The 24040-nt window shown below is 64.3% G+C and carries 25 protein-coding genes; 9 read left to right on the forward strand and 16 right to left on the reverse strand.

The window, feature by feature from the left end:
• Positions 1 to 126 precede the first annotated feature (126 nt).
• From bfr to AB7535_RS27985, 3 genes are all read right to left on the reverse strand, one after another.
• Positions 127 to 615, reverse strand: a complete 489-nt coding sequence (gene bfr, locus AB7535_RS27975; RefSeq protein ID WP_014492874.1) for a bacterioferritin — start codon at positions 613 to 615, stop codon at positions 127 to 129.
• A 131-nt stretch (positions 616 to 746) separates the two neighbouring features.
• Positions 747 to 1019, reverse strand: coding sequence for a (2Fe-2S)-binding protein (locus AB7535_RS27980; protein WP_063981474.1), 273 nt, complete (start codon positions 1017 to 1019; stop codon positions 747 to 749).
• Positions 1020 to 1180: 161 nt separating this feature from the next.
• Entirely contained in the window at positions 1181 to 1477 is a 297-nt protein-coding gene (locus AB7535_RS27985; RefSeq protein WP_085405318.1) for a hypothetical protein, read from the reverse strand.
• A 134-nt stretch (positions 1478 to 1611) separates the two neighbouring features.
• Here AB7535_RS27985 and AB7535_RS27990 point away from each other — a divergent pair, with 134 nt between their 5' ends.
• Both AB7535_RS27990 and AB7535_RS27995 read left to right on the forward strand, forming a co-directional pair.
• Positions 1612 to 1938 carry a hypothetical protein gene (locus AB7535_RS27990; protein ID WP_063981473.1) on the forward strand — a complete coding sequence of 109 codons (327 nt, stop codon included), beginning with the start codon at positions 1612 to 1614 and terminating at the stop codon, positions 1936 to 1938.
• Between the two features lie 211 nt (positions 1939 to 2149).
• Positions 2150 to 2431: a hypothetical protein gene (locus AB7535_RS27995; RefSeq protein WP_071910256.1), complete on the forward strand. Its 282-nt coding sequence runs from the start codon at positions 2150 to 2152 to the stop codon at positions 2429 to 2431.
• Positions 2432 to 2530: 99 nt separating this feature from the next.
• On the opposite strand, the gene AB7535_RS28000 is transcribed toward AB7535_RS27995, so the two are convergent.
• Both AB7535_RS28000 and ettA read right to left on the reverse strand, forming a co-directional pair.
• A complete protein-coding gene (locus tag AB7535_RS28000; protein ID WP_085405164.1) occupies positions 2531 to 3757 on the reverse strand; it encodes a lytic murein transglycosylase in 1227 nt (408 codons plus the stop codon).
• A gap of 7 nt (positions 3758 to 3764) precedes the next feature.
• Complete coding sequence (gene ettA, locus AB7535_RS28005; RefSeq protein ID WP_085405165.1) at positions 3765 to 5414, reverse strand: energy-dependent translational throttle protein EttA; 1650 nt, start codon at positions 5412 to 5414, stop codon at positions 3765 to 3767.
• A gap of 236 nt (positions 5415 to 5650) precedes the next feature.
• Here ettA and AB7535_RS28010 point away from each other — a divergent pair, with 236 nt between their 5' ends.
• Both AB7535_RS28010 and AB7535_RS28015 read left to right on the forward strand, forming a co-directional pair.
• A complete protein-coding gene (locus AB7535_RS28010; RefSeq protein ID WP_085405166.1) occupies positions 5651 to 5866 on the forward strand; it encodes a hypothetical protein in 216 nt (71 codons plus the stop codon).
• A gap of 145 nt (positions 5867 to 6011) precedes the next feature.
• Positions 6012 to 6974, forward strand: coding sequence for a D-2-hydroxyacid dehydrogenase family protein (locus tag AB7535_RS28015; protein WP_085405167.1), 963 nt, complete (start codon positions 6012 to 6014; stop codon positions 6972 to 6974).
• A gap of 57 nt (positions 6975 to 7031) precedes the next feature.
• On the opposite strand, the gene AB7535_RS28020 is transcribed toward AB7535_RS28015, so the two are convergent.
• A complete protein-coding gene (locus AB7535_RS28020) occupies positions 7032 to 8228 on the reverse strand; it encodes a L,D-transpeptidase family protein (RefSeq protein ID WP_071917197.1) in 1197 nt (398 codons plus the stop codon).
• Positions 8229 to 8590: 362 nt separating this feature from the next.
• Here AB7535_RS28020 and AB7535_RS28025 point away from each other — a divergent pair, with 362 nt between their 5' ends.
• Positions 8591 to 9361: a hypothetical protein gene (locus AB7535_RS28025; protein WP_085405168.1), complete on the forward strand. Its 771-nt coding sequence runs from the start codon at positions 8591 to 8593 to the stop codon at positions 9359 to 9361.
• Between the two features lie 2 nt (positions 9362 to 9363).
• Here the strand turns inward: AB7535_RS28025 and sseA are convergent, their stop codons facing one another.
• From sseA to AB7535_RS28040, 3 genes are all read right to left on the reverse strand, one after another.
• A complete protein-coding gene (sseA, locus tag AB7535_RS28030) occupies positions 9364 to 10218 on the reverse strand; it encodes a 3-mercaptopyruvate sulfurtransferase (RefSeq protein ID WP_085405169.1) in 855 nt (284 codons plus the stop codon).
• A 186-nt stretch (positions 10219 to 10404) separates the two neighbouring features.
• The gene (locus AB7535_RS28035) at positions 10405 to 10818 is read right to left on the reverse strand and encodes a rhodanese-like domain-containing protein (RefSeq protein ID WP_085405170.1); all 414 of its coding nucleotides are present in this window, start codon (positions 10816 to 10818) and stop codon (positions 10405 to 10407) included.
• A 56-nt stretch (positions 10819 to 10874) separates the two neighbouring features.
• Positions 10875 to 12050 (reverse strand): vWA domain-containing protein, encoded by a 1176-nt coding sequence (locus tag AB7535_RS28040; protein ID WP_028156289.1) that lies wholly within the window; start codon positions 12048 to 12050, stop codon positions 10875 to 10877.
• A 123-nt stretch (positions 12051 to 12173) separates the two neighbouring features.
• On the opposite strand from AB7535_RS28040, the gene AB7535_RS28045 reads away from it, so the two are divergent.
• Positions 12174 to 12419 carry a GlsB/YeaQ/YmgE family stress response membrane protein gene (locus AB7535_RS28045; protein WP_028152331.1) on the forward strand — a complete coding sequence of 82 codons (246 nt, stop codon included), beginning with the start codon at positions 12174 to 12176 and terminating at the stop codon, positions 12417 to 12419.
• Positions 12420 to 12511: 92 nt separating this feature from the next.
• Positions 12512 to 13354: an AAA family ATPase gene (locus AB7535_RS28050; RefSeq protein WP_085405171.1), complete on the forward strand. Its 843-nt coding sequence runs from the start codon at positions 12512 to 12514 to the stop codon at positions 13352 to 13354.
• A 66-nt stretch (positions 13355 to 13420) separates the two neighbouring features.
• Here AB7535_RS28050 and AB7535_RS28055 read toward each other — a convergent pair whose 3' ends face one another.
• The 5 genes from AB7535_RS28055 to AB7535_RS28075 form a co-directional block, all read right to left on the reverse strand.
• Positions 13421 to 15511: a hypothetical protein gene (locus AB7535_RS28055; RefSeq protein WP_135214820.1), complete on the reverse strand. Its 2091-nt coding sequence runs from the start codon at positions 15509 to 15511 to the stop codon at positions 13421 to 13423.
• A gap of 993 nt (positions 15512 to 16504) precedes the next feature.
• Complete coding sequence (locus tag AB7535_RS28060) at positions 16505 to 18151, reverse strand: GMC family oxidoreductase (protein WP_085405174.1); 1647 nt, start codon at positions 18149 to 18151, stop codon at positions 16505 to 16507.
• A 14-nt stretch (positions 18152 to 18165) separates the two neighbouring features.
• Positions 18166 to 18759 carry a GNAT family N-acetyltransferase gene (locus AB7535_RS28065; RefSeq protein WP_028147003.1) on the reverse strand — a complete coding sequence of 198 codons (594 nt, stop codon included), beginning with the start codon at positions 18757 to 18759 and terminating at the stop codon, positions 18166 to 18168.
• A 157-nt stretch (positions 18760 to 18916) separates the two neighbouring features.
• Positions 18917 to 19843, reverse strand: a complete 927-nt coding sequence (locus AB7535_RS28070) for an SMP-30/gluconolactonase/LRE family protein (RefSeq protein WP_085405175.1) — start codon at positions 19841 to 19843, stop codon at positions 18917 to 18919.
• Between the two features lie 240 nt (positions 19844 to 20083).
• A complete protein-coding gene (locus AB7535_RS28075; protein ID WP_085405176.1) occupies positions 20084 to 20929 on the reverse strand; it encodes an AraC family transcriptional regulator in 846 nt (281 codons plus the stop codon).
• A gap of 170 nt (positions 20930 to 21099) precedes the next feature.
• On the opposite strand from AB7535_RS28075, the gene AB7535_RS28080 reads away from it, so the two are divergent.
• The gene (locus AB7535_RS28080; RefSeq protein WP_085405177.1) at positions 21100 to 22203 is read left to right on the forward strand and encodes a mandelate racemase/muconate lactonizing enzyme family protein; all 1104 of its coding nucleotides are present in this window, start codon (positions 21100 to 21102) and stop codon (positions 22201 to 22203) included.
• 9 nt (positions 22204 to 22212) lie between these two features.
• On the opposite strand, the gene AB7535_RS28085 is transcribed toward AB7535_RS28080, so the two are convergent.
• Positions 22213 to 22569, reverse strand: coding sequence for a hypothetical protein (locus AB7535_RS28085; RefSeq protein ID WP_085405178.1), 357 nt, complete (start codon positions 22567 to 22569; stop codon positions 22213 to 22215).
• A 185-nt stretch (positions 22570 to 22754) separates the two neighbouring features.
• On the opposite strand from AB7535_RS28085, the gene AB7535_RS28090 reads away from it, so the two are divergent.
• On the forward strand, positions 22755 to 22979 hold the full coding sequence (locus AB7535_RS28090) for a hypothetical protein (protein WP_041953164.1): 225 nt from the start codon (positions 22755 to 22757) through the stop codon (positions 22977 to 22979).
• Between the two features lie 280 nt (positions 22980 to 23259).
• Here AB7535_RS28090 and AB7535_RS28095 read toward each other — a convergent pair whose 3' ends face one another.
• On the reverse strand, positions 23260 to 23916 hold the full coding sequence (locus tag AB7535_RS28095) for a glutathione S-transferase family protein (protein WP_085405179.1): 657 nt from the start codon (positions 23914 to 23916) through the stop codon (positions 23260 to 23262).
• Between the last annotated feature and the right edge of the window lie 124 nt (positions 23917 to 24040).

The following is a 24040-nucleotide window of genomic DNA, read 5'->3' on the forward strand; positions in this document are numbered from 1 at the left end:
CCGCCTGCGCGGCCGAAGTCGCTTCGGCGAGGCGAAGGCCCGGGCATCCACGTCTTCGTCGCGCGGCCAAACGTGGATGGCCGGGACAAGCCCGGCCATGACGAAGGAGAGAGCCGGTGCCGGAGCTTAGTGGCCCTCGCCCTCGAGCCCGCCGACGTGCTTCTGCGTGTAGAGTTCGAGGCCGATGCGGCCGATCAGGTCGAGCTGGGTTTCGAGGAAATCGATATGGTGTTCCTCGTCGCTCATCAGCTTCTCGAACAGGTCACGGGTGACGTAGTCCTTGGCGCCGTTGCAATAGCCGGCGGCCTCCTGGTAGAGCGCCCGCGCGCTCATCTCGGCGGCGAGATCGCACTCGATGATCTCCTTGACGTTCTGGCCGATGCGCAGGGGGTCGAGCACCTGCATGTTCGGGAAGCCGTCGAAGAACAGAATCCGCTCGGTGAGCTTGTCGGCGTGCTCCATCTCCTCGATGGACTCCTTGCGCCAGACCTTGGCCATGTCCCGCAGGCCCCAATTGTCGAGGAAGCGGTAGTGCAGCCAGTATTGGTTGATTGCAGTCAGCTCGTGGCGCAGCGCCTTGTTGAGATAGTCGATGACTTTTGCGTCGCCCTGCATGATGCACTCCAAATCTTGCGTCCAAATCGGCCCTAACCGACTTTAGAACGCTTCTAAATCAGTTTAAGGACGAGAGCAACCGGCCACGGGGACGCAGCCGGGGAAAAGCTCAGCCGAAATTGCGGAAGTTTTCAGCAGGCCGCGAGGGCGAACCGGGGGAGTTCCGCCGTCTCGTCATTGGCGGCCACGGTGTGGCTGTGCGGGCAGCCCGAGCAGCAGGACTTGGCGCAGGGGCCAAGAGTTTCGTCGATGATGGTCTTGATGGTACGGGCGCAGCGGCCGCATTCGGCGCTACAGCCGAGGCATCCATAGACCTGCTTGGCATGACGTACGGCGTCGTCGGACTCGGCGACCGCGGCGCGGATGTCGTCATCGCTCAGCACGTTACAGGAACAAACGATCATGGAAGCGGCAGGCCCTTCGGTGATGCGTCATCATCGATATTTAAGGGGCCGTCCGGATGCAAAGGGAAAAACCGGTATTTGAAGCTATTCCAAACTAGCCCGGAAACAGCCTAGAACGGCTCTAAAATAGGGAGTTGCACTGGATCAAGATCTTGGCGGACCTAGTCACCGCCACCGCCTCCACCACCATCGCCGCCACCTCCGCAATCCCCGCCACTGCTACCGCTATCGCTGCTGGAACAGCTGTCGCTCGAGCTCCCCGAGCTGTCGCTGGAAAACCAGCTCCCCAGCGAGAAGCCGTCGCTGGCCGCTGAATAGCCGTCGCCGCTACTCCCTCCGTCACTACCAGCACCCGCGCGCGAGCGCCGGCCGCGGTTCTGGAGATGGGCGAACCAGCCATAGCCAATCGCGAAAATGACCCCGGCAGCGATCAAAGTATTCATCATCGCGTTGCCCATCGTCGTCTCCCTCGCGGACCTGCGATCCATTAATTGGTCGTCCTCGGCGAAGGTGCCGTTCATTGATCATTCAAACGAAGTATGGAACTTTACCCCCAAAGAGTTCCCGCCTGTTTGTGCGAAAGGTCACGCCAATGAAGAAGTTCTTACTGACGGTCGCCGCCGTCGCCACCCTGGCCCTCACGGCCGGGACACCGGCCCACGCTCAGCGTGGTGTCGCCGCCGGCGTGGCCGCCGGGATCATCGGTGGCGCCATTGTCGGCGGCGCGCTGGCTTCTCCGTATTATTACGGACCCGGTCCGGGCTACTCCTATGGCCCCGGCTACTACCCGCCCCGCTACTACGCGCCGGGTCCCGGCTATGTCGCGGACGACTACTACGGTGACGGCTGCGTCTGGCAGAGGCAGCGCTTCTGGGATGGCTACGCCTGGCGCACCCGCCGCGTCAGAGTCTGTGGCTGAGGCGCGCTGAACCGGTTCACTACGGACGCGCCGTTCATCTCCGGGCCTGAAAAAGACCGCTTTTTCTCGTCACAGCTCCGTGCGCGTTTACCGTGGATTGACCAATTGCGCGCTTCCTAGCTGCACGGTCGATTTCATCAGAGTGTGCGTGAACCTTTGAAACCCGGGCGCTCCTAACAAGGGACGTCCATCTCCCAGGAGAGCCAAGAGCATGAAGAAGACTTTTGTTGCCGCCCTCACGGTTGCGACGATCGCCGGTTCGCTGGTGACCGCCACTCCGTCCGCGAAGGCCCATGACGGCGTCGGCGCCGGCATCGCAGCCGGCCTGATCGGTGGCGCCATCGTCGGCGGCGCCATCGCGTCGAGCCGTCCCGCCTATGGCGGACCGGTCTACATTGCCGAGCCCCCGCCGCCCGCGCCCTGCTACTGGCAGCGCCAGCGCTATTGGGACGGTTACGGCTGGGTCGTCCGCCCGGTTCGCGTTTGCTACTGATCTGATCGCAAGATCCGATCGCATGGCGCATCCGCGCCGCGATCGAAGCCCGGCCGAGCACCTCGGCCGGGCTTTTTCTTTGGCGAAGAGTTAAGGCCGCTACCGCGCCGCCTGGATCGAGCGCAGCACCTCTTCGCTCGGCCAGCAATCGACCTTGAGGCCTGCCGACTTCTGGTAGGCGCCGAGCGCCGCGCGCGTCTGCATCCCGGCCTTGCCGTCGATCTTGTCCTTGTAGAGCCCAACGCGCGTGAGCCCGCGCTGCATGGTCTCGACGTCCTTGGTGCGCAACTGCTTGGAGGCCACCCATTGTGTCGCGAACGGCAGCGGGCTCGTCATGCGGTCGCCGAGATGGCCGACGAACAGCACGTAGAGGTCGGAGAAATTGTACTCCTTGATGACGAAGTAGTTCTTCGTCGTCAGGAACGATGGGCCGTAAATGCCTTCCGGCTGCAGCAGCGAGGCCGGCTGCGCCTGCTCGGCAGCGCTCAGCTTCTCGCCACGCACCGGCACAAAACCTTCGCGCAGCCACTGGCCGATCGGCTTCGTCACCTCGGGCACGCCGCTGGTGCAATCGACCTTGGCCGGCGCCTGCACCTCGTAAGCCCAGCGCACGCCGCTCTGCCAGCCCTTGTTGACGAGCTGCTGCGCGGCCGAGGCCAGCGCATCCGGCACCGAATGCCAGATGTCGATGCGGCCGTCGCCGTCGAAGTCGACACCGTGCTTGTAATATTCGGACGGCAGGAATTGCGTGAGCCCGGTGGCACCCGCCCAGGACGAGCGCATGTCCTTGCGCGTCACCACGCCCTCGCCGAGGATCTTCAGCGACAGGATGAACTCGTTCCGATAGGTGTCCTTGCGTCGCCCGACATAGGCCTGCGTCGCCAGCACGCGCACGAGATCGTAAGGCAGCGTGTAGCGGCCGTAATCGGTCTCGCGGCCCCAGATCGCGAGCATGATGGTGGCCGGCACGCCGGATTTCTTCTCGATCTCGCTCAGCGCCGGACGATATTTTTGCAGCAGCCGCTGCCCCTCGCCCGCAAGCCGCGCGATCGAGGCTTCCTTGACGTAGTCGGCCGGCACCTGCACGAACTCGGCCTGCGACGGTGCGCCGGTCGCGGGCCGTCCGGGCAGGATCAAATCGGGCAGCTTGTAATCAGGCTCGAGCCCGCGCGTCTGCTCATCGAATGTCGCGCGCGACACGCCGGCGGCCTGCGCCTCCGGCCAGAGCGAGGCGATGAACTGCGTGAAGGCGGCATCGGCGGCGCGGGCGGGCGACAGGCCGCAGATGATAGCGATCACCGCAGCTATGAGCGCCCGCCGCATCATGCCGAAATCACCGCGTCAGCTTCTTGTACTTCACGCGGTGCGGAATGATGCTGTCCTGGCCGAGACGGCGCATCTTGTCCTTCTCGTAGTCCTGGAAGTTGCCTTCGAACCATTCGACGTGGCTCTCGCCTTCGAAGGCCAGGATGTGGGTTGCGATGCGGTCGAGGAACCATCGGTCATGGCTGATGATGACGGCGCAGCCGGCGAAATCTTCCAGTGCCTCTTCGAGCGCGCGCAGCGTATCGACGTCGAGATCGTTGGTCGGTTCGTCGAGCAGCAGCACGTTGGCGCCGGACTTCAGCATCTTGGCGAGATGCACGCGGTTGCGCTCACCGCCGGAGAGCGCGCCGACCTTCTTCTGCTGGTCGGCGCCCTTGAAGTTGAACGACGAGCAATAGCCGCGCGAGTTCACTTCCTTCTTGCCGAGCAGGATCAGCTCGTTGCCGCCGGAAATCTCCTCCCACACGTTCTTGTTGCCGTCGAGCGCGTCGCGCGACTGGTCGACATAACCGAGATGCACGGTCTCGCCGACCGTGATGGTGCCCTTGTCCGGCGTTTCCTGCTTGGTGATCATCCTGAACAGCGTGGTCTTGCCCGCGCCGTTGGCGCCGATCACGCCGACGATGCCGCCAGGCGGCAGCTTGAAGGTAAGATCGTCGATCAGCAGGCGATCGCCATAGCCTTTGCTGAGCGTTTCGAAATCGACGACGTTGGCGCCGAGCCGCTCGGCAACTGGGATGATGATCTGCGCGGTCTGGGTCTGCTTCTCGCTCGCCTGCTTGAGCAGATCCTCGTAGCGCTGGTAGCGCGCCTTGGATTTGGCCTGACGCGCCTTCGGCGAGGACGCGACCCATTCCTGCTCGCGGGCGATCGTCTTCTGATGCGCAGCGTCTTCACGGCCTTCCTGCTCGAGCCGCTTCTGCTTCTGCACCAGCCAGGACGAGTAGTTGCCCTCGTAGGGAATTCCCTTGCCGCGGTCGAGCTCGAGAATCCAGCTCGTGACGTTGTCGAGGAAGTAGCGGTCGTGGGTGACGATCAGGATCGCGCCGGGATAGTTGCGCAGATGACCTTCCAGCCACGACACGGACTCGGCGTCGAGATGGTTGGTCGGTTCGTCGAGCAGCAACAATTCCGGCTGATCGAGCAGCAGTTTGCACAGCGCGACGCGGCGGCGCTCACCGCCGGAGAGTTTCGTCACATCGGCATCGTCGGGCGGACAGCGCAGCGCGTCCATCGCCTGGTCGACCTTGCTGTCGAGATCCCAGAGGCCCTGGGCCTCGATCTCGTCCTGCAGCTTGGTCATCTCGTCGGCGGTTTCTTCCGAATAGTTCATCGCCAGCTCGTTGTAGCGATCGAGAATGGCCTTCTGCTTGGCGACACCCAGCATGACGTTCTCGCGCACGGAGAGCGCCGGATCGAGATGCGGTTCCTGCTCGAGATAGCCGACGCGGGCGCCCTGGGCGACCCAGGCCTCGCCGTTATACTCCTTGTCGAGGCCAGCCATGATCTTGAGCAGCGTCGACTTGCCCGAGCCGTTGACGCCGAGCACGCCGATCTTGGCGTCCGGGTAGAACGACAGATGAATGTTATCGAGCACCTTCCGGGTCGGGTAGCTCTTGGTCAGGCCCTGCATGAAATAGATGAACTGGCGCGCCATCGGTCCCGTGAAACCTTCGATTTGAGGAAATTTGCTTGCCGCCGATGTAACGATCCCGCCCCCAAAGGGCAATGTTTTCCCTCCGTTCACCACGGTTGAATACGGGATGGACACCATCCGGCCGCCGATCCGGACAATTGAAACCATTTTTTAATAAAGTGGGCCAAAGCTCGTCATGGCGCCGAAAAAGACGCCACCCGCGGCAGAAGCGACGGGGAGAACAGCGAGGCCACATCATGGCTCTGATCGAGACCAATTCCATCGCCGTTCCGGCACGAGCCGGTAGCGCTTCCGGACTCGTCACGGAGATCAAGGGCTTCTGGAAGCGTTTCTTCGCTACCGCTTTCAACCCTTACCGCCCCGAGCTGCACTACATGCGTGGTCCCGGTCCCGCCTGGCGCGCCAAGCACGGCATTGATACGCCGTTCCGCCTCAAGCAACGCGACCTCTGAACCCTTCCCCCCTATCGGATCTCCTATCGGATTTTTGAACACGTCAGCTGCTTGCGCGCAGGCGTGATTGCGCGCAACCATGGCCAGGTTCCGACGATGGCGCTCCCCGCCTGGCGCCGTCACCTCTCGCCATGGATGAAAGCTGATGACGCGGCTGCGCTGTGCAATTCTCGACGACTATTTCAACCTCGCCCTCGACGTCGCCGACTGGCAAAAACTGTCCGATCGCGTCGACGTCACCGTGTTCAGCCATCCCTTTGCCTCGGAGCAGGCCGCGGCGAGCGCGCTGGCCGATTTCGAGATCATCTGCGCGATGCGCGAGCGCACGGCGTTCCCCAAGAGCCTGTTCGCGTCGCTGCCGAAGCTGAAGCTGCTTTTGACCTCCGGCATGCGCAACGCCTCGATCGACATGGAGGCTGCGAAGGCGCAAGGCGTTGCCATCGGCGGCACGCAATACTCCCGCGATCCGACCGCGCCGCTGACCATGGGCCTGATCCTCGAACTGACCCGCGGCATCGGCCGCGAGAACGCGCGCATGCATGCCGGCGAGCCCTGGCAGAGCTTTGCCGGTGTCGAGATCGAGGGACTGACGCTCGGCGTCGTCGGGCTCGGCAAGCTCGGCAGCAAGATGGCGGGCATCGCGAAAGCATTCGGCATGAACGTGATCGCCTGGAGCCCGAACCTCACGCCGGAGAAATGCGCGGCGGCCGGCGTCGGCTACGCCACCAAGGAGGAGCTGTTCGCCAAGGCCGATATCATCACCATCCATGTGGTGCTGAGCGATCGTTCGCGCGGACTGGTCGGGGCTGCCGATCTCGCGCGGATGAAGCCGACGGCCTTCCTCGTCAACACCGCGCGCGGTCCGATCGTGGACGAGCAGGCGCTGCTCGAGGCCTTGCAGCAGCGGAAGATCGCGGGCGCCGGCATCGACGTATTCTCGGTCGAGCCGCTGCCGGTCGACCATCCCTTCCGCAAGCTCGACAATCTCGTGCTGACGCCGCATCTCGGCTACGCCACCGAGGACGGCTTGCGCATCCATTACGGGCAGATGGTCGAGGCGATCGACGCCTTCACCGGGGGTCGCGAGCTGCCGCGCAAGCTGGCCTGAAACGAAAAGGGCGTGCCGACGGCACGCCCTTCACTGATCTGAATTGTCTCGTAGCGCTTAGCGCACGGTGACCGGCGCGGGCAGCGGCGGCACCACCGTCGGCTGGGTGCCTGGGACGGGGCCAGCCTGGGCAGCCATCGGAGCCGGACCGGCAGCGCCCGACGTCGGCGCAGCGGAGGCGGTCGCCGTTCCTGGCGGCGGGCCACCCGGCATCACCACCACGCGGGTGCCGACTTTGACGCGGTCGAACAGGTCGGAGACGTCCTCGTTCAGCATGCCGATGCAGCCCGACGACACGAACTTGCCGATGGTCGAAGGCTGGTTGGTGCCGTGGATGCGGTAGACGGTCGAGCCGAGATACATCGCGCGTGCGCCGAGCGGATTGCCGGGGCCGCCGGCCATGAAGCGCGGCAGATAGGGCTGACGCTCGATCATCTCGGTTGGCGGATGCCAATCCGGCCACTCGGCCTTGCGGGTGATCTTCTGCACGCCGGTCCAGGTGAAGCCGTCGCGGCCGACGCGGACGCCGTAGCGGATCGCACGGCCGCCTCCGAGCACGTAATAGAGGTAGGTGTTCGGGGTATCGACGATGAGCGTTCCAGCCGGCTCCTTGGTCGCCAGCGAGACTTCCTGGCGGCGCAGGTTCGGCGACAACTGCGCGGGAGCAGCGTCGGGCTGCTCCTCGGGCGGCAGCGAAGCGATCGCCATCGGCCGGCCATCGTTGCCCACGGGCGGCTGGCCGGACTGAACCGTTCCGGTCGCGGCGGGACCACCGACGGCCTCCGGCGGACGCAGGCCGTCCCTGCCGGGTGCCTGACCCGGGCGATCGGCATAGATCACCGCGGGCGGGCCGGCGGGGCGGCCATAGCGGGGATCGTCGGGCGACATCACGGGGCCCTGCGGCGGCGCCGCCGAATAGACCGGCGGAGCGCCAGCCGGACGGCCATAGCGCGGATCATCGGGCGACATCACCGGCCCCTGCGGCGGGGCGGCGGAATAGACCGGCGGAGGGCCAGCCGGGCGGCCGTATCGCGGATCGTCGGCCGGACCAGGCGGCGGCAGCGACGCCTGCGGCATCGCGTCGTCTTCATCGTCCAGCGAGTCGAAATTCGGCGTGCGGTCGCCGGGGCGATATTCGGCCGGAGCGCCATAGCTCGGCGCCTGCTGGACCGGATAGCTCTGAGCCTGTGCGAGCGAGGTTCCCGCCGCAGCGACTGTTGCGGCAGCGCATATCGTCAGAAAATGTTTGATCATCATCGCTCTTGTATAGTCCCCGAGCCCATCCGGACCGTTAACGGCCAGATGACCGAAGATAGCGGCACATTCAAGACATTACAGGCTGATTTGTGCCTGAGTTAGCGATTTGTGATGCAGGCACACACAGTTGCCTCGTTGCATCAGGGGGCGGAAATCGCATCGGGCCGCAGATTGCCGGAGTCTCCGGCCCCGAATTTAAGGGAACGGCGCGGAGGCGTTGCGATATGTTCGAATCAGCCTGATTCGCCTCCGCTCTGAGCTTCTGTCCCTGGCGAACGGCAATCAGTACCGTCACCGCGTTCAGATGGCTCTTGGGTCCCGGCCGCCACCCGCCGGGGCGGAAATTCGTAACCCGTCCGATGCTTCCCGGCTTTCGCTTCCTGTTTGCCGCGATCCTGCTGTCAACCTCCATCCTGGTGTTCGGCCTAGGTGTCGCCGCGCTGCTGCGGGCCACCCACGAGCAGTATGTCAGCAACCCCTCCTGGCGGAACGGCCCACAGGAGAAGGTGTTTGCGCAGGTTTCCGAGCCGGCCCAGCCGGTGCTCGCGGCGCTCCGCGCCGAGCCTGAGGCGGCCGCCGAGCCCACGCCATCGCTGCGCGACCGGGTGCCGACCATCGGCTTGCCGGCGAACGAGCCCGAACAGGTGGCCGCCCTGACGACCGAGCCCGACGTGCCGCCGCAGGTCCCTGAGGCCGCGCCTCCGGTCGCCGAGCCGGTGCAGGCCGAGGCCACGACGGAAGCCATCGCGCCGGCTCCTGCCGACACACTCACCCGGGCCGACACCACGGCATCGATCCCCGAGGCCACGCCTGCCGTGACCGCCAGCGAACCGGCGCCGGCTGATCCCGGTGAGGGCCTTGCCTCCCCGGCGCCCGACATTGCCCCGGCCAAGGTGGCCGCGCTGAACGATCCGGCGGCGCCGGCCTTGAAGGATGCGCCGGCGAAGGCCAAGGGAGACGCGAAGACGGACAGCAGCGCCCCGGACAGCAAGGCGGCCAAGCGCCAGGCGAAGGCGAAGAAGCGGCACCGCATGGTGCAGCGTCCTCCGCCCCAGCAGTTGCGGCAGAGCTATGATCTGTTCGGCCAGCAGCAGATGCTGGCGACAACGGCCACGCGCACGCGCCAGTAAGGCTACGCCGGCCCGGTCGCGACCGGCGGGCCGCCGGCCTGGCCCCATTCCGACCACGAGCCGTCATAGAGCGCGGTGTCGGTGATGCCGAGGCGATAGAGTGCGAGCGTCAACACGCCGGCGGACACGCCCGATCCGCAGCTCGTCACGATCGGCGCATCGAGCTTGACGCCGGCGTTCGCGAAGGCAGCGCGGAGATCGTCGAGCGGCTTCATGGTGCCGGTCGCGGCATCGAACAGCTGATTGTAGGGCACGTTGCGCGCGCCCGGGATGTGGCCGGAGCGGATGCCCGCGCGCGGCTCGGGCGCGCGGCCCTCGAAGCGGTCGGCGGCGCGTGCGTCGATCACCTGCTCCTTGCTGCTTTCGACGTTGGCGATCAGCTGCTGCATGCTGCGTACGCGTTTTGAATCGTAGCTCGCCCTAAACGTCGCGGGCTTCGGCCTCACCTCGCCGCTCTCGACCGGACGCCCCTCGGCGCGCCACTTCTTCAGCCCGCCATTGAGGATGCGCACATTGCTGTGGCCGAAGGCCAGGAACATCCACCAGGCGCGGGGAGCAGCGACCCAGCCGCCGGCATCGTAGAGCACGACGGTGTCGGCATTGGAGATGCCGAGATTGCCCGCGTCACGGCCGAACTGCTCGGCGCTCGGATACATGTGCGGCAGCGGGTTTGAATGATCCGACACCGCGTCGACGTCGAAGAACACGGCGCCCGGCAGATGCGCGGCGAGATAGTCGTCCTTCGGCAGCGGCAGCACGCCCGGCAGCTTGAAGCTGGCGTCGAGGATCTTGACGTTGGCGTCGTCAATGTGGGCGGCGAGCCATTCGGTGGAGACGAGGGGGTCGGTGGCGGTCATGCGAGGTCTTTCTTGTCATTCCGAAGTTGAAGCAATGCGCATCAAACTCCGCTGTCATCGCCCGGCTTGACCGGGCGATCCAGTATTCCAGAGGCGGTTGTGATTGAGTCGAGAAGCTGCGGCGTACTGGATTCCCCGCTTTCGCGGGGAATGACAGCGGAGATTGGCGCGACAGCGCAGCACTTCTCACCCCTTCTTCTTCGGCTCCCACTGCTCCACCGGACCGCCGGCATCGCGCCAGGCGGCATAGCCGCCGGCGATGTGGGCGACGGGCTTCAGGCCCATGTCCTTGGCGGTCTTCGCCGCGAGCGCGGAGCGCATGCCGCCGGCGCAATGGAAGACGAATTTCTTGTCCTGCTGGAAGATCGGCTTCGCATAGGGGCTCTGCGGATCGATCCAGAATTCGAGCATGCCGCGGGTGCAGGCGAACGCGCCGGGGATGCGACCGTCGCGCTCGATCTCACGGGGGTCGCGGATGTCGACGATGACGACGTCACCGTTCTTGGAGATCTCGATGGCCTCCTTGGCGTTGAGCGTCTCGATCTCGGCATTGGCCTCGTCGATCAGCGCCTTGATGCCGCGGGTGATGGTCTGGGGCATGTGGTTCTCCCTCTTGTCGGCCTCTGCGCGGCCGTCCGGACTGACGGCGCGTGCAGCTAGTGCGTCAATTCCTTCATCGCACCCTCAAGACCCTCGATCGTGATCGGGTACATGCGGTTGGCAAAGATGCGTTTGATGATGGTGGTCGATTCCGAATAGTCCCAGTGCTTCTGCTGCACCGGATTGAGCCACACCGTATGCGGATAGGTGCGGATGATGCGGTCGAGCCAGACCGAGCCCGGCTCCTCGTTGACATGCTCGACCGAGCCGCCCGGCACCATGATCTCGTAAGGCGACATCGATGCGTCGCCGACGAACACGACCTTGTAGTCGTGCGGGTATTTGTGCAGCACGTCCCAGGTCGGCGTGCGGTCGGTGAAGCGGCGCTTGTTCTGCTTCCACACGCCCTCATAGAGGCAATTGTGGAAGTAGAAATACTCCATGTGCTTGAACTCGCTCTTCGCCGCCGAGAACAGCTCCTCGACCTGCTCGATATGCGAATCCATCGAGCCGCCGATGTCGAAGAACACCAGCAGCTTCACCGCATTGCGCCGCTCGGGCCGCATGTGGACGTCGAGATAGCCGTGATTGGCAGTCTCGCGGATGGTGGTGTCGAGATCGAGTTCGTCAGGCGCGCCGGTGCGCGCGAACTTGCGCAGGCGCCGCAGCGCCACCTTGATGTTGCGGATGCCGAGCTCGACATTGCCGTCGAGATCCTTGAACTCGCGCTTGTCCCACACCTTCACGGCACGGTTGTTGCGGTTCTTCTCCTGGCCGATGCGGACGCCTTCGGGATTGTAGCCGTGGGCGCCGAACGGCGAGGTGCCGGCAGTGCCAATCCACTTCGAGCCGCCCTGGTGCCGGCCCTTCTGCTCCTCGAGGCGCTTCTTCAGCGTCTCCATGAGCTTGTCCCAGCCCATGGCCTCGATCTGCTTTTTCTCCTCCTCGCTGAGGTATTTCTCGGCGAGCTTCTTCAGCCACTCCTCGGGGATCTCCGCCTTCTCCATGGCGTCGAGCAGGCTTTCCAGCCCCTTGAACACCGTGCCGAAGACGCGGTCGAACTTGTCGAGGTTACGCTCGTCCTTCACCAGCGAGGTGCGCGACAGATAGTAGAAATTCTCGACCGAGTAGTCCGACAGATCAGCGTCGAGCGCCTCCATCAGCGTGAGGTATTCGCGCAGCGTCACGGGGACCTGCGCATCGCGCAGAGAAGTGAAGAATTGCAGGAACATGGGTGACAGATTGCCCGTCGGGGGGCGAACGTCAAGGGGCGCAGCCCGGCGCGGGACGCTGGACCGGTCGGCTTTTTGCTCTAGAATTGACCGTCTCACGGGGTTGTTTTGGGGACGTTTGCAATGGGAATTCTCGCGGCGCTCATCATTGGCGCGATCGCCGGCTGGCTTGCCGGCAAGATTGTCCATGGGGCGGGATTTGGGCTGATCGGCAACATGGTGGTCGGCATCATCGGCGCGCTGGTGGCGAGCTGGGTGCTGCCGCAACTGCATATTGCGCTGGCCACCGGCACGATCGGCGCGATCGTGGACGCCACCATCGGCGCGGTGATTGTGCTCGTCATCCTTTCGCTGATAAAACGGGTCTGAAAGCCTGACCGAACCAGGAACGGCCGCCATGAGCGGCCGTTCCGTTTGTTGGACCAGGGCGATGCCCGGCCGACGACCAACAAGGACGCGCGATGAAATTTACCGGCACCAAGGACTATGTTGCGACCGACGATCTCAAGGTCGCCGTCAATGCCTCAATCGTGCTGGAGCGGCCGCTGCTCATCAAGGGCGAGCCCGGCACCGGCAAGACCGTGCTGGCGGAGGAAGTGGCGAAGGCGCTGAACGCGCCGCTTTTGACCTGGCACATCAAGTCCACCACCAAGGCGCAGCAGGGCCTCTATGAATACGATGCGGTGTCGCGCCTGCGCGACAGCCAGCTCGGCGATGCCCGTGTCTCCGACATCAAGAACTACATCAAGCGCGGCAAGCTGTGGGACGCCTTCACCGCCGAGCAGCGCCCGGTGCTCCTGATCGACGAGATCGACAAGGCCGACATCGAATTCCCGAACGACCTGCTGCTCGAGCTCGACCGCATGGAATTCCATGTCTACGAGACCGGCGAGACGATCAAGGCGAAGCAGCGCCCGATCATGATGATCACCTCCAACAACGAGAAGGAGCTGCCGGACGCCTTCCTGCGCCGCTGCTTCTTCCACTACATCAAGTTTCCCGACGCCGACACGATGGGCCGCATCGTCGACGTCCATTTCCCCGGCATCAAGAAGCGCCTGGTCGAGGAAGCGCTGCGCATCTTCTTCGAGGTGCGCGAGGTGCCAGGTCTGAAGAAGAAGCCCTCAACCTCCGAGCTGCTCGACTGGCTCAAGCTGCTGCTCAACGAGGACATGAGCGTCGAGCAACTGCGCGAACGCGACCCGCGCAAGCTGATCCCGCCGCTGCACGGCGCGCTGCTCAAGAACGAGCAGGACGTGCACCTGTTCGAGCGGCTGGCGTTTTTGAGCCGGAGGGAGGTTTGATCTGCAAGCGCGCAGAGACAACCTGACCGCAATTCCTACCGCTACTCTGGGCCGCGCTTCCCCGCGTCATCTCGGATTCGGATGACCGTCAAGGCGGAGCTGATAAACGAAATAGGTTGGGGTACAGAACCCGATCTTTCGGCTTCTCAAGTTATTCAACGCCGGGGCACTGACGTTGAACCTTACACTCGAGACAAAATCCGGCATCTGCTGGCAAATATAGTCCTCGCGGCAAAACCGCGACGGCGAGCATGTGTTCAGGAGGCCGCGGCCGACGCCAGCGGCGAAAATGCCGCTGTCGAAATATCCCTTGGCCATCTGCTCAAAGCCCTTGCCTCCGACGATCGCGCAGATTTCCTCGGGCACGCTGCCCGGCCGGATCACCGCCAGCGACGCCTCCTCGGGCTTGCAGGGACGCGTGACGCGGCCCAGCGGCACGCCGATCTTCGTTGGACGGCAGTTGTAGCCGTAGCCGCTCAATTTTCCTTCCGACAGCTTGTAGACGAGTTCTTCCTTGCTGACGCGGTCGCTGAACGCGCGCAGGTTGAAGCCGAGCGGGTTGTTGGCGGCGGTCTTCGCTGTGGAGTCCTCGATGACGTTTGAGCGGCAGCTCAAACCGGCGGCGACATTCTGTGCCGCGGCCACGCATTGGCCGAGATTGGAGGAAGTCGCAGCGTTCGTCACCAACGCCTGACAAGTGAGGTTACGCGTGGCATTGCAGCTCCATTTCGCGGCCTGCGCCAGATCCGCATTCAAAGGGCACGGCATGTTGTCGCCGGCGACAACATAGGCCGGATTTCCGCTCTCCCAGGCCGCCGGGGGCGCCGAAGGATGCGGGCGAAAACTGTTCGGCGCCTGACCGAGCGAAACCCGCTCGACATAGTCCTTGCGGCGAACAAGTTCCGCGTAGACATGGGGCGAGAACGGCAATTGCAACTCGTTACCGTCAAGGGCGTTTCTGATGGCGTCCGCGTCGCGGCCGAAATCGAACCGGTCCACGCCGAGAAAATGGAATCCGGCGGTCGAGGATGATTGATGGCAGCCCATGCAGGACGACGTGTTCAGGCGTTCGAGCAGACCCGCGCCGGATTGCACGAATTTTGGTGACCTCCCGGGGACACCCGCCGCCGCGACGATCCGTGCCGCCTGCTCGCTGCCGATTGCGAGATCGAAGGGACGATTGGCCATGCGCGCGCTGCCGGCAGTGGAAAAACTCAGCGCGATATCGGCCTCCAGGCTCTCCGGTATCCTGAAGGTGCCGTTGTCGATCTCGGCGATGTGGCCTGCGAGATAGTCCTGCAACTGCTTCTGTTTGGCGGGATCCTTCAGGATTGCCTGCACATCGGGCGTATTTTCCAGCCGTGTCGGCTGAAACTTGCCATCCCTCAGCGCGAAGATCCGCATCCAGTAGATCGCCTGTCCGGCGAATTTGCGGTTCTCCATGTTTTCGAGGTCTGATGGGAAGCGCACCACCTGCGCATTGATCTCCATCTGCTTGAAGATTAGTCGCGAAAAATCCAGCGGCCCCTGCAGCAGGCGTTGGGCAACCACTGCCGGATCGTCAGTATCGATCCCGGCGACGCGCCAGAGCGAGGCGACGTTCTGGCAATTCCTGCCGTCATCCGCGTAACTGAACACCATGTTCACGGTGAACGGCATGCGCGACGCGTAAGTCTTGCCGTTCATCCTCACTTCGTAGCCGAGCCGGTAGATGAAACGCAATTCGCCGCAATGCGCGGAATTGAAATCGCGGCGGTCCATCCGATTGACTACGCCCGACAGGAGGAACAATCCGTCGCTGGAACCGAGCCATCTCTCGTTAAACACGCGCGCAACATTGCCATTCAGCCGCAGCGTCTTGCCAGCGTCCGTTTTGGCCGACTTCGGGTCGTAGGTTTTCAGGATCTCCTTTTCCCAATCGATGCCGAGTCCCGCTGTGATACGCGTGATGTCGGCGGACATCACGGCAGCAAACTGCGCGTAGGTCCCACTGAATTGAGACAAATCGCTCGCCCGCGTCGGGCCGTCCGCGACCGCCGGCTGCGGCAGCTTTTGCGCGGCGTGAATTTTCCTGAACAGGGTCACCAGCGAAAGCGCGGATGAATTGTCATGATCGAGCACCGCGAGCAGAGGCCCCTGGCTGATCAGGGTCGTCACCTCTGCGGAAGCCCGGGGAGACTGGGCAAAGCAGGGAGAGATCGTGAGAATCAAGAGGCAGAGTATTGAGATGAAGCGCATCTGCTGTTTCTACTACGTCAAGGCGCATCCCGCAATTTAAGGGTGAATGTCCCGAGGAGCCCGCGCTCGAGGAAAGAGGGAAAGCGCACACTCTCCACATCGTCATTGCGAGCGCAGACGCGCCGCAGCATCCTCGCGGCGCATTTCGCCCGAGCTTTGCTGTCTCCGTTACGCCCTCCAGGAAAGAGGGCGCAGGGAAGGCCGGGTGCCGGCTGGCACCCACGGTCCGCTGTGCGAAAGCACACGCAGAAGAACTGCACAGCGGCATACAGGTGAAGCCAAACACACGGCCTTCCCTGCGCAGTGGTCGGACGGCGTATGCCGTGCTCTCCCGGGAGCCGAGTTCGTTCTGGCCTCCCTCACCCCTGCGAAAGTCGCCGACACCGCGCCGGTTGACGCAAATGCCGCATCCGCAAGAGCTTGACCGTAGCAACGACGGCCAGGACCACACGATTTTGCCGTACGCACACAGCGCCGCTCGTCCGCACGAAGCCTCAGGGCTCACGGAGAGCAATCCGCCCTGCCCTTAGCCTCTCGCGCCCGACGCTGCCGCGTCCACCGCAACCCGGCCCGCGTTTCGAACGACTCGCGAACCGCCCCTCTTCCTCGGACCGGGCTGTTTCGATCTATGCCGCAATTCCGAATTTCGGTAAAGTGGAATATTTTTGTGGGAAGGGATTGACGGGTGACGGGGTGTTTTGCCCGACGGGCTAAACCACCGCGACATGCAACGCTCTCGGTGTCCCGGACGCGCTGCAGCGTGCAACGCTGCTGCGCAGAGCCGGGACCCACGCGTACGATCGCGCTCTCGGTCACATGGGCCCCGGCTCTGCAGTGCACCGCATCGGACGATGCTTCGCATCGCCGGGAGCGCTGCGCAGCGTCCGGGGCATGAGACCTTCCTACGCCACCCTACGCCACTGCGGCGTCCGGAATCCGCGCGGCTTCTATCGGCTGCTTGCCGCGGATCAGGTCCGAGGCACGATCCGCGATCATCATGGTGGAGGCGTTGAGATTCGCCGAGATCATGCGCGGCATCACGGAGGCGTCGATGACGCGGAGGCCCTCCAACCCGTGGACGCGGAGCTGGTCGTCGACCACCGCCCACGTGCTGTCCGCCGGGCCCATGCGGCAGGTGCAGCCGGGGTGGAAAGTGGTGGTGCCGCGTTCGGTGGCGGCGGCGAGGAATTCGTCGTCGGTGTTGATGTTGGGGCCGGGGAAATCCTCGTAGGCGTAATAGGGCGACAGCGGCGCACTCTTCAAAAGCCTGCGCGCGAGCTTCATGCCGCCGACGATGACGCGGCGGTCGAGCTCGGCGTCGAGATAGTTGGTCTGGATGATCGGCGGCGCGAACGGATCGTTGGAGCGGATGCGGACATAGCCGCGGCTCTCCGGGCGCTGCTGCCAGGACGCCACCGTCATGCCGGGCTCGTCCTCGAGCTGGCCCTGCACGCCTTCCTTGTAGCTCGCCGGCGTGAAGGTGAGTTGCAAGTCGGACGAGTCCGCGCTCTCGCCGGAGTGCCAGAAGCAATAGACCATGGTCGGCGACAGCGAGAGCAGGCCGCGGCGCGCGGTCGCCCATTTCAGAGCCTCGATCCACAACGAGAAGCCGCGGCGGAGCTCGTTGATGGTCTTGATGTCCTTCACGCGCGCTACGGTGCGCGGGGCGTAATGATCCTGCAGACCTTCGCCGACCGGCAGCGCATGGCGCACCGCGATCCCTTGCGCGCCGAGCAGATCGGGTGAGCCGATTCCGGAGAGCTGAAGCAGCTGCGGCGAATTATAGGTGCCGCCGGACAGGATCACTTCCTTGTTGGCGCGCACTTCGACCGGCGTGCCGCCGCGGCCGCCCTTGCTGTAGCGCACGCCGACGGCGCGCTTGCCTTCAAAAATGATCTCGGTCGCGTGCGCGTGGGTGTGCACATGCACGTTCGGGCGCTTCATCGCGGGCTTGAGGAACGCGGTCGAGCCGGAGACGCGCAGGCCCTTGTCGATGGTGCGCTGGCAGTAGGAGACGCCTTCCTGCTTAGCGCCGTTGTAATCGGGGTTGCGGGGAATGCCGAGCGAGACCGCGCCTTCCATGAAGGCCTCGCAGAGCGGATCGCGCCAGTCCATGGTGGTGACGGTGAGGTTGCCGTCGCGGCCGCGATAGGTGTCCTCGCCCTCGCCGACCCGCTTTTCCAGCCGCTTGAAGTAAGGCAGCACGTCGGCATAACCCCAGCCGCGATTGCCCATCTGCGCCCAGGTGTCGAAATCCATCCGCTGGCCGCGATTGTAGATGTGGCCGTTGATCGAGGACGAGCCGCCGAGCGTCTTGCCGCGCGGCGCATAGATGCTGCGCCCGCCGGTGTAGGGCCCCGGCTCCTGCTGGTAGGCCCAGTTGATGCTCTTCATGTGGAAGGTCTTGATGAAGCCCGCCGGCAGATGGATGTAGGGATGCCAGTCGCTCGGGCCCGCCTCGAGCACGCAGACGCTCACGTTCGGATCTTCGCTGAGCCGGCTGGTCAGTACGCAGCCGGCGGAGCCCGCGCCGACGATCACATAATCGAATCTGTCCATGGTGCCTCGGCCGCTCAGCGCGGCTTGTCGTTGAGTTGATAGTTCAAATGCGTCCGCACCGTCGGCCATTCGGCGGCGGTGATGCTGTAAACCACGGTGTCCCGCAGCGTGCCGTTCGGCGTGACCTGGTGGCTGCGCAGAATGCCGTCCTGCTTGGCGCCCAGGCGCTCGATGGCGCGGCGGCTCTGGTGGTTGAAGAAATGCGTGCGGAATTCGACCGCGATGCAGTTCAGCGTCTCGAAGGCGTGGGTCAGCAGCAGAATCTTGCACTGCGTGTTGAGCGGCCCGCGCTGCGCGCTCTTCGCATACCAGGTCGAGCCGATCTCGACGCGGCGGTTGGCGGCATCGATGTTCATATAGGTGGTCTGGCCGACGATCTTGCCGCCGGCATCGAACACGGTGAACGGCAGCATCGAGCCTGCGGCCTGGAGGCCCAAGCGGCGGTCGATCTCCTTGGCCACGTTCTCCGGCGTCGGGATCGCGGTGTACCAGATCGTGTAGAGCTCGCCGTCCTTCACGGCCTCCACCAGCCCCTCGCGATGCTCTTTCGACAGCGGCTCGAGACGGGCGTGCTGCCCACGCAGGGTGACGGGATCAGGCCAGGGCATTTCTCTCTCCATAATGACTGCCGTCCTTCCGAGGCGCGACGACGTCGCGAGCCCGGAATCCATAATCACCGCTCGGGGTTATGGATTCCGGGCCTGCGTGCTGGCGCACGCATCCCGGAATGACGACCGACGCATCGGCACGGCTGCTCAGATACATTCACTTATTCAGAAAGTTCAACGGCAAACCGCAGCGCGGCCAGTCCATGGCGATCAGTTCGCCCTTGCCTGAGAGCGTGATGTAGGCGGTCTTGAGCTCGGGACCGCCGAAGGCGATGTTGGTGGTGACGCGATCGCCGGTCGGGACCTGCTCGACCAGGGTCCCGTCAGGCGCGATCACCGAGATGCAGCCGGAGACCAGGGTGGCGACGCAGACATTGCCGTTCGCCTCCACCGCGAGCGAGTCGAACATCTGGTAGCCGCCGAGGCCGCAGATCGGCTTGCCGCGCTCGCCACGGTAGATCACCTCGCGCGGCTTAAGCGTGCCGGGCGCGGACAGCTCATAGGCCCAGAGCCGCCCCGTCGGGGTCTCCGCGATGTAGACGGTGTTCTCGTCCGGCGACAGGCCGATGCCGTTGGCCGGCAGCACGCCATGCACGACCTCGACGATCTCGGTCATGCCGGGCTTGAGATAATACATGCCGCCGACATCCATCTCGCGGGCGCGGCGCTTGCCGAGATCGGAGAACCAGAGGCCGCCATGCTTGTCGAAGACGAGGTCGTTCGGCCCGCGCAGATCGTGCTCGCCGCATTTGGTCACGACGGTCTCGACCTTGCCCGATTGCAGATCGACGCGCTGGATCGAGCCACCGAGATAGCTGTCCGGCTGCGGGCCGGGCATGATCATCTTGCCGGTCGGAATCCAGGAGAAGCCGCCATTGTTGCAGATGTAGATCTTGCCGTCGGGGCCGAGGGCTGCGCCGTTCGGGCCGCCCGGCACCTTGGCGACGACCTCCTTGCGGCCGTCGGGATGGATTCGGGTCAGGCGCTGGCCGCGAATTTCCACCAGCACGACCGAGCCGTCCGGCATCACCACCGGCCCTTCGGGAAATTCGAGGTCGGTGGCGAGAATGCGAACGTTGGACATGGGGACCCTCCCGGCTGCTTGTTATGGCTTGCACGGGATGTCCGGCACGGGCCCCACACGCAAGATTTGCCTGCGGTTATGACAAAGTCGCCGGGGCTTGCCAAGCAAGCGGGATGGTATGCCAGCGTTGCAACGTAAAGCGCGATGACATATCGCGCTTTAGGTCTTGCTTGAGCATGATCTCTTCGGAAAACCGCTGCGCACTTTGCGCGAACGCGGCCCTTCGGGTCCGGATCGTGCTTACTCCCGCACTGGTATCCAAATCTCGAAGCCGCCATTGCCGGTCGCGGGATCGAATTTCTCGTCATAGCGCTCGAAGTTCGGCGCATCCGCGGCCTTCAGGCCGGACGCCGGCAGCCACTGATTCCAGATCGTGTTGACGGTGCGGCGGATCGAGGCGACGTGCTCGGTGTGGGTGAACACCGCGTAGCGCTGCTCGGGAATGCGGATGCGACCGAAGCGGCGCGGCAGGTCGGAGAAATCGGCGACCTCGACGCCGGCGATGTAGTCGAAATTGCCGGAATCATCGCCGTTGCAGCAGACGCCATAGGCGACTTGAGATTTTCCCTGGCCGACGCGCGCGGGAACGTCGGCGACCTCCTGATGGAAGCGGTGCCACAGCCCCGGAATGGCGGCGCCGTTGTCGCAGGAGATGCGCTCGGCGGGGCCGGCGACGAGGAAGGCCTTCGCGGTTTCGAAACGCGGCGGGACGAGGTGGTCGAGCATGGTGGAGTCCATGAGGATCGGCTCCTGAAGCTTGAGTTTGTCGAGGCGCGTTGCCGCCCGCACCGCTTCGGGTGTGGTGCCAAACTGGTCGCGGAACGCGCGGGTGAACGCTTCGTGCGAGCCGTAATCCGCCTCCAGCGCCAGCGACAGGATGTCCGGCGCGCCGTTCGCAAGACTGCGCGCCGCTTCCGTCAACCGCCGCGCGCGCACGTAGCGCATCACAGGAAGTCCGGTGGCTGCGGCAAACGCCCGCACGATGTGGAACCGCGACACGCCAGATATCGCAGCAATCTCGTCGAGCGTCATCGGCTCGGCCAGATGGCTCTCGATATACCAGAGCGCGCGCTGGGCTGGGTTCATGCGTCAAGGGCCCTCGTTCGAAGCCTGGCGATGATGCGCTGACGGCCACCGCCTCGCTTGATCGGCATTGCTGTCCTTGCATGAGAATAGTTCCGGAATAGCCACTGGCAACGCCCCGGCATTCGCAGCTACACTCATCGCAACCGCTCACCAGAAAGAGGAACCGCGTCATGGAAATCACCGATGTGCGGGCGCACCATATCCGCATCCCCTATGACGCCGGTGTCGCGAGCTTTCGCCAGGGCGCGTCCGCAATCTCCGCGCTCGACATGGTGCTGGTCGAGGTCACGACCGATGCCGGACTGACCGGCTGGGGCGATGCCTTTGCCTATGTCTCCCCCCGCACCACGCGAAGCGCCGTCGAGGAGATGATCGCGCCGCAGGCCCGCGGGCTGAAGGTTCCCGATGCCGCCGGCATTCCCGCGGTGATGGAACAGATCCAGCGCAACCTGCATCTGTTCGGCCGCTACGGCATCACCATGTTCGCGATATCAGGGCTCGACATCGCGCTGTGGGACCTGGCTGCGAAGATCGAGGGCGCGCCGCTGCATCGCCTGCTCGGAGCAAGCAAGCGCTCGAACATCCCCGCCTATGCGAGCCTGCTGCGGATCGGCTCGCCTGAGAACATCACGGGCGAATGCAAGAAGGCGCTCGCGCTCGGCTATGGCGCCATCAAGCTGCACGAGACCACGACGCCGGCGGTGTTTGCCGCGCGCGAGGCCATTGGGCCCGGCATCCCGCTGATGGTCGACATGAACTGCCCGCTCACAGGCGAGCAGGCGATCGCATTCGCGAAGGCGTGCGAGGACGCGCAGCCGATGTTTCTGGAAGAGCCGGTCTGGCCGCCGGAGGATTTTACCACGCTCGCCGAGGTCCGCCGCAAGGGCGGGCTCGGCGTCGCCGCCGGCGAGAACGCCTGCACGGAGTATCAATTCCGCCAGATGATGAATGCAGGCGCGGTGAGCCACGCCCAGCCGTCGGTGACCAAGGTCGGCGGCATCACGGAATTTTTGAAGGTCGCCGCACTCGCCGATCAGCTCGGCGTCAAGATCGTTCCGCACTCCCCGTATTTCGGTCCGGGCCTGCTGGCGACATTGCACCTGCTGGCGACGCGTGACGACGGGTTGGTCGAGATGTTCTATCTGAAACGCGAAGCGTGTCTGTGGGGCGGCCGCGCCGATGTCGATACCACCGGCCACGTCGCGGTGCCCTCGGGACCCGGGCTCGGCTATGAGCCCGATCGCGGCGTGATGGAGCGCTACCGCGTGGCGTGACGGCGACGCCTATTTCGCCGCATCCTTCGGTGGCGGCGCGTCCTGCTTCTTCTTCAGATCGTCCGCGATCTTCACCTGTGCAGCCTGGAGATCGCCCAGCGTCTTCTGCAGGCCGGCCACAGTCGTCTTCAGCGCGTCGATCTGGCGGTTGGCGGCATCGAGCTTCTGCTGATGATCGAGCGTCAGCTTGGTGATCGTCTTCTGCAGGAAGTCGACGTTGCTCTGCAGGCAGCTCGTGCGCCGCTCCATGGTCTTCTCGACGGTACAGATCTCGATGCCGGGCACGTCTTGCGCGCGGACCGGCGCAATCGCCAGCGTGGCGAGCAACAACATCGCGAAACAAACGCCGGCACTTCGAAGCGACATGCAGGTTCCTCGTCCAAATCAATCACGGCAATGTGCGCTTTTTGCTCGCCGACGCCGGAGGCTACCACACTCGTACCGCATTCTCGCGTTGAGCTTGGCTTGTTCCCTTGGACGGGGAGCAGTGAACCGTGCGCGGAAGAAAGTGGGCGCTCTTTCCGCGACTTTGATTAGGGGAGATTTTTGGAATGGCAACGCGCGATAGACGTCTGGCGGAATTCGATGGCGCCGGCGAACCGCCACCTGGCCTGCCGGTGGAGGTGCTGTGCGAGGACCACAGCGGAACGTATCAACTGCCGTTCGCCTGCCGCTATGTCGAGGGCCGCTGGCAGAACGACGCGGCCGGCGTCCCGGTGGAAGCCACTGTGATCGGCTGGCGCGTGCCGCGCGCCAAGCACTCGGGCTTCGCCTAACGAGCGGCGTCTGTCTCAAAATGCAACGGGGCCGCGCTCTGCCTTAACGAACGGAACGCGGCCCGAACGAATCACGTCCGAATCAGCCGGAACGCCGTGTACGCAGCTGTTCACGGCTAGATGTCGCAACAAGCCCGCACGCGTATACAATATCTGCGCAGCACGTGGGCCGGCCCGAGCCGGCTGCGGGTGCTAAAAGTTAACGGCTTCAAAGACATGGCAGCCGGCTGCGGCAGCCCTGGTCTCGCTCCCAAAACAGGCAGGCGGGCGCCAGGCCTGCCTAATATTCGACCTCGAGCTCCTCGATCTCGGCCGGCTCATCCTTGGCCGCCGCGATCCATTCCTTCATCTCGGGCATGGCCATGATGGTATCGGCATAGGCCTTCAGCAGCGGCTCGAGCTTGACGTCATAGGTCACGAAGCGCGTCACCACGGGGGCATACATCGCATCCGCCATGGTGCGCCTCGCGCCGAACAGGAAGGGTCCGCCTGATTTCTCCAGGCAGTCGCGCCAGATGGAACAGACGCGGTCGATATCGGCCTGCGCGCGCGACCAGATCTTGAAGCCGGGGAAGTGCCCCTTCAGATTGACCGGCAGCGAAGCGCGCAACGTTGTGAAGCCGGAATGGATTTCGCCGCAGATCGAGCGGCAATGCGCCCGCTGGACGCGGTCATCAGGCAATAGACCGGCTTCCGGCATCGCCTCGTTGAGATATTCGGCGATCGCCAGCGTATCCCAGACCACGGCGCCGTCGTGGCGCAGGCATGGCACCAGGATCGACGACGACAGCAGCAGGATTTCGGCGCGTGCCGACGCGTCGTCCGGCGCGGTGACGATCTCCTCGAAATCGAGCCCGGAAAATTTCGTCAGCAGCCAGCCGCGCAGCGACCAGGACGAATAGTTCTTGCTGCTGATGGTCAGTGTCGCCTTCGCCATATGGCCCATTCCCTACGCCTGTGACTTGCACGCCGCCCGGCCCGCGGGAGTGCTCATGACCTGTGCTTCCCGCAAAAAGAGGAGCAAGCGATGTGCCAGTTTTGAGGGCGGCAGGGCTCCCGTT

The organism is Bradyrhizobium sp. 956_D2_N1_4 (genome assembly GCF_052076025.1).
Lineage (GTDB): Bacteria > Pseudomonadota > Alphaproteobacteria > Rhizobiales > Xanthobacteraceae > Bradyrhizobium > Bradyrhizobium barranii.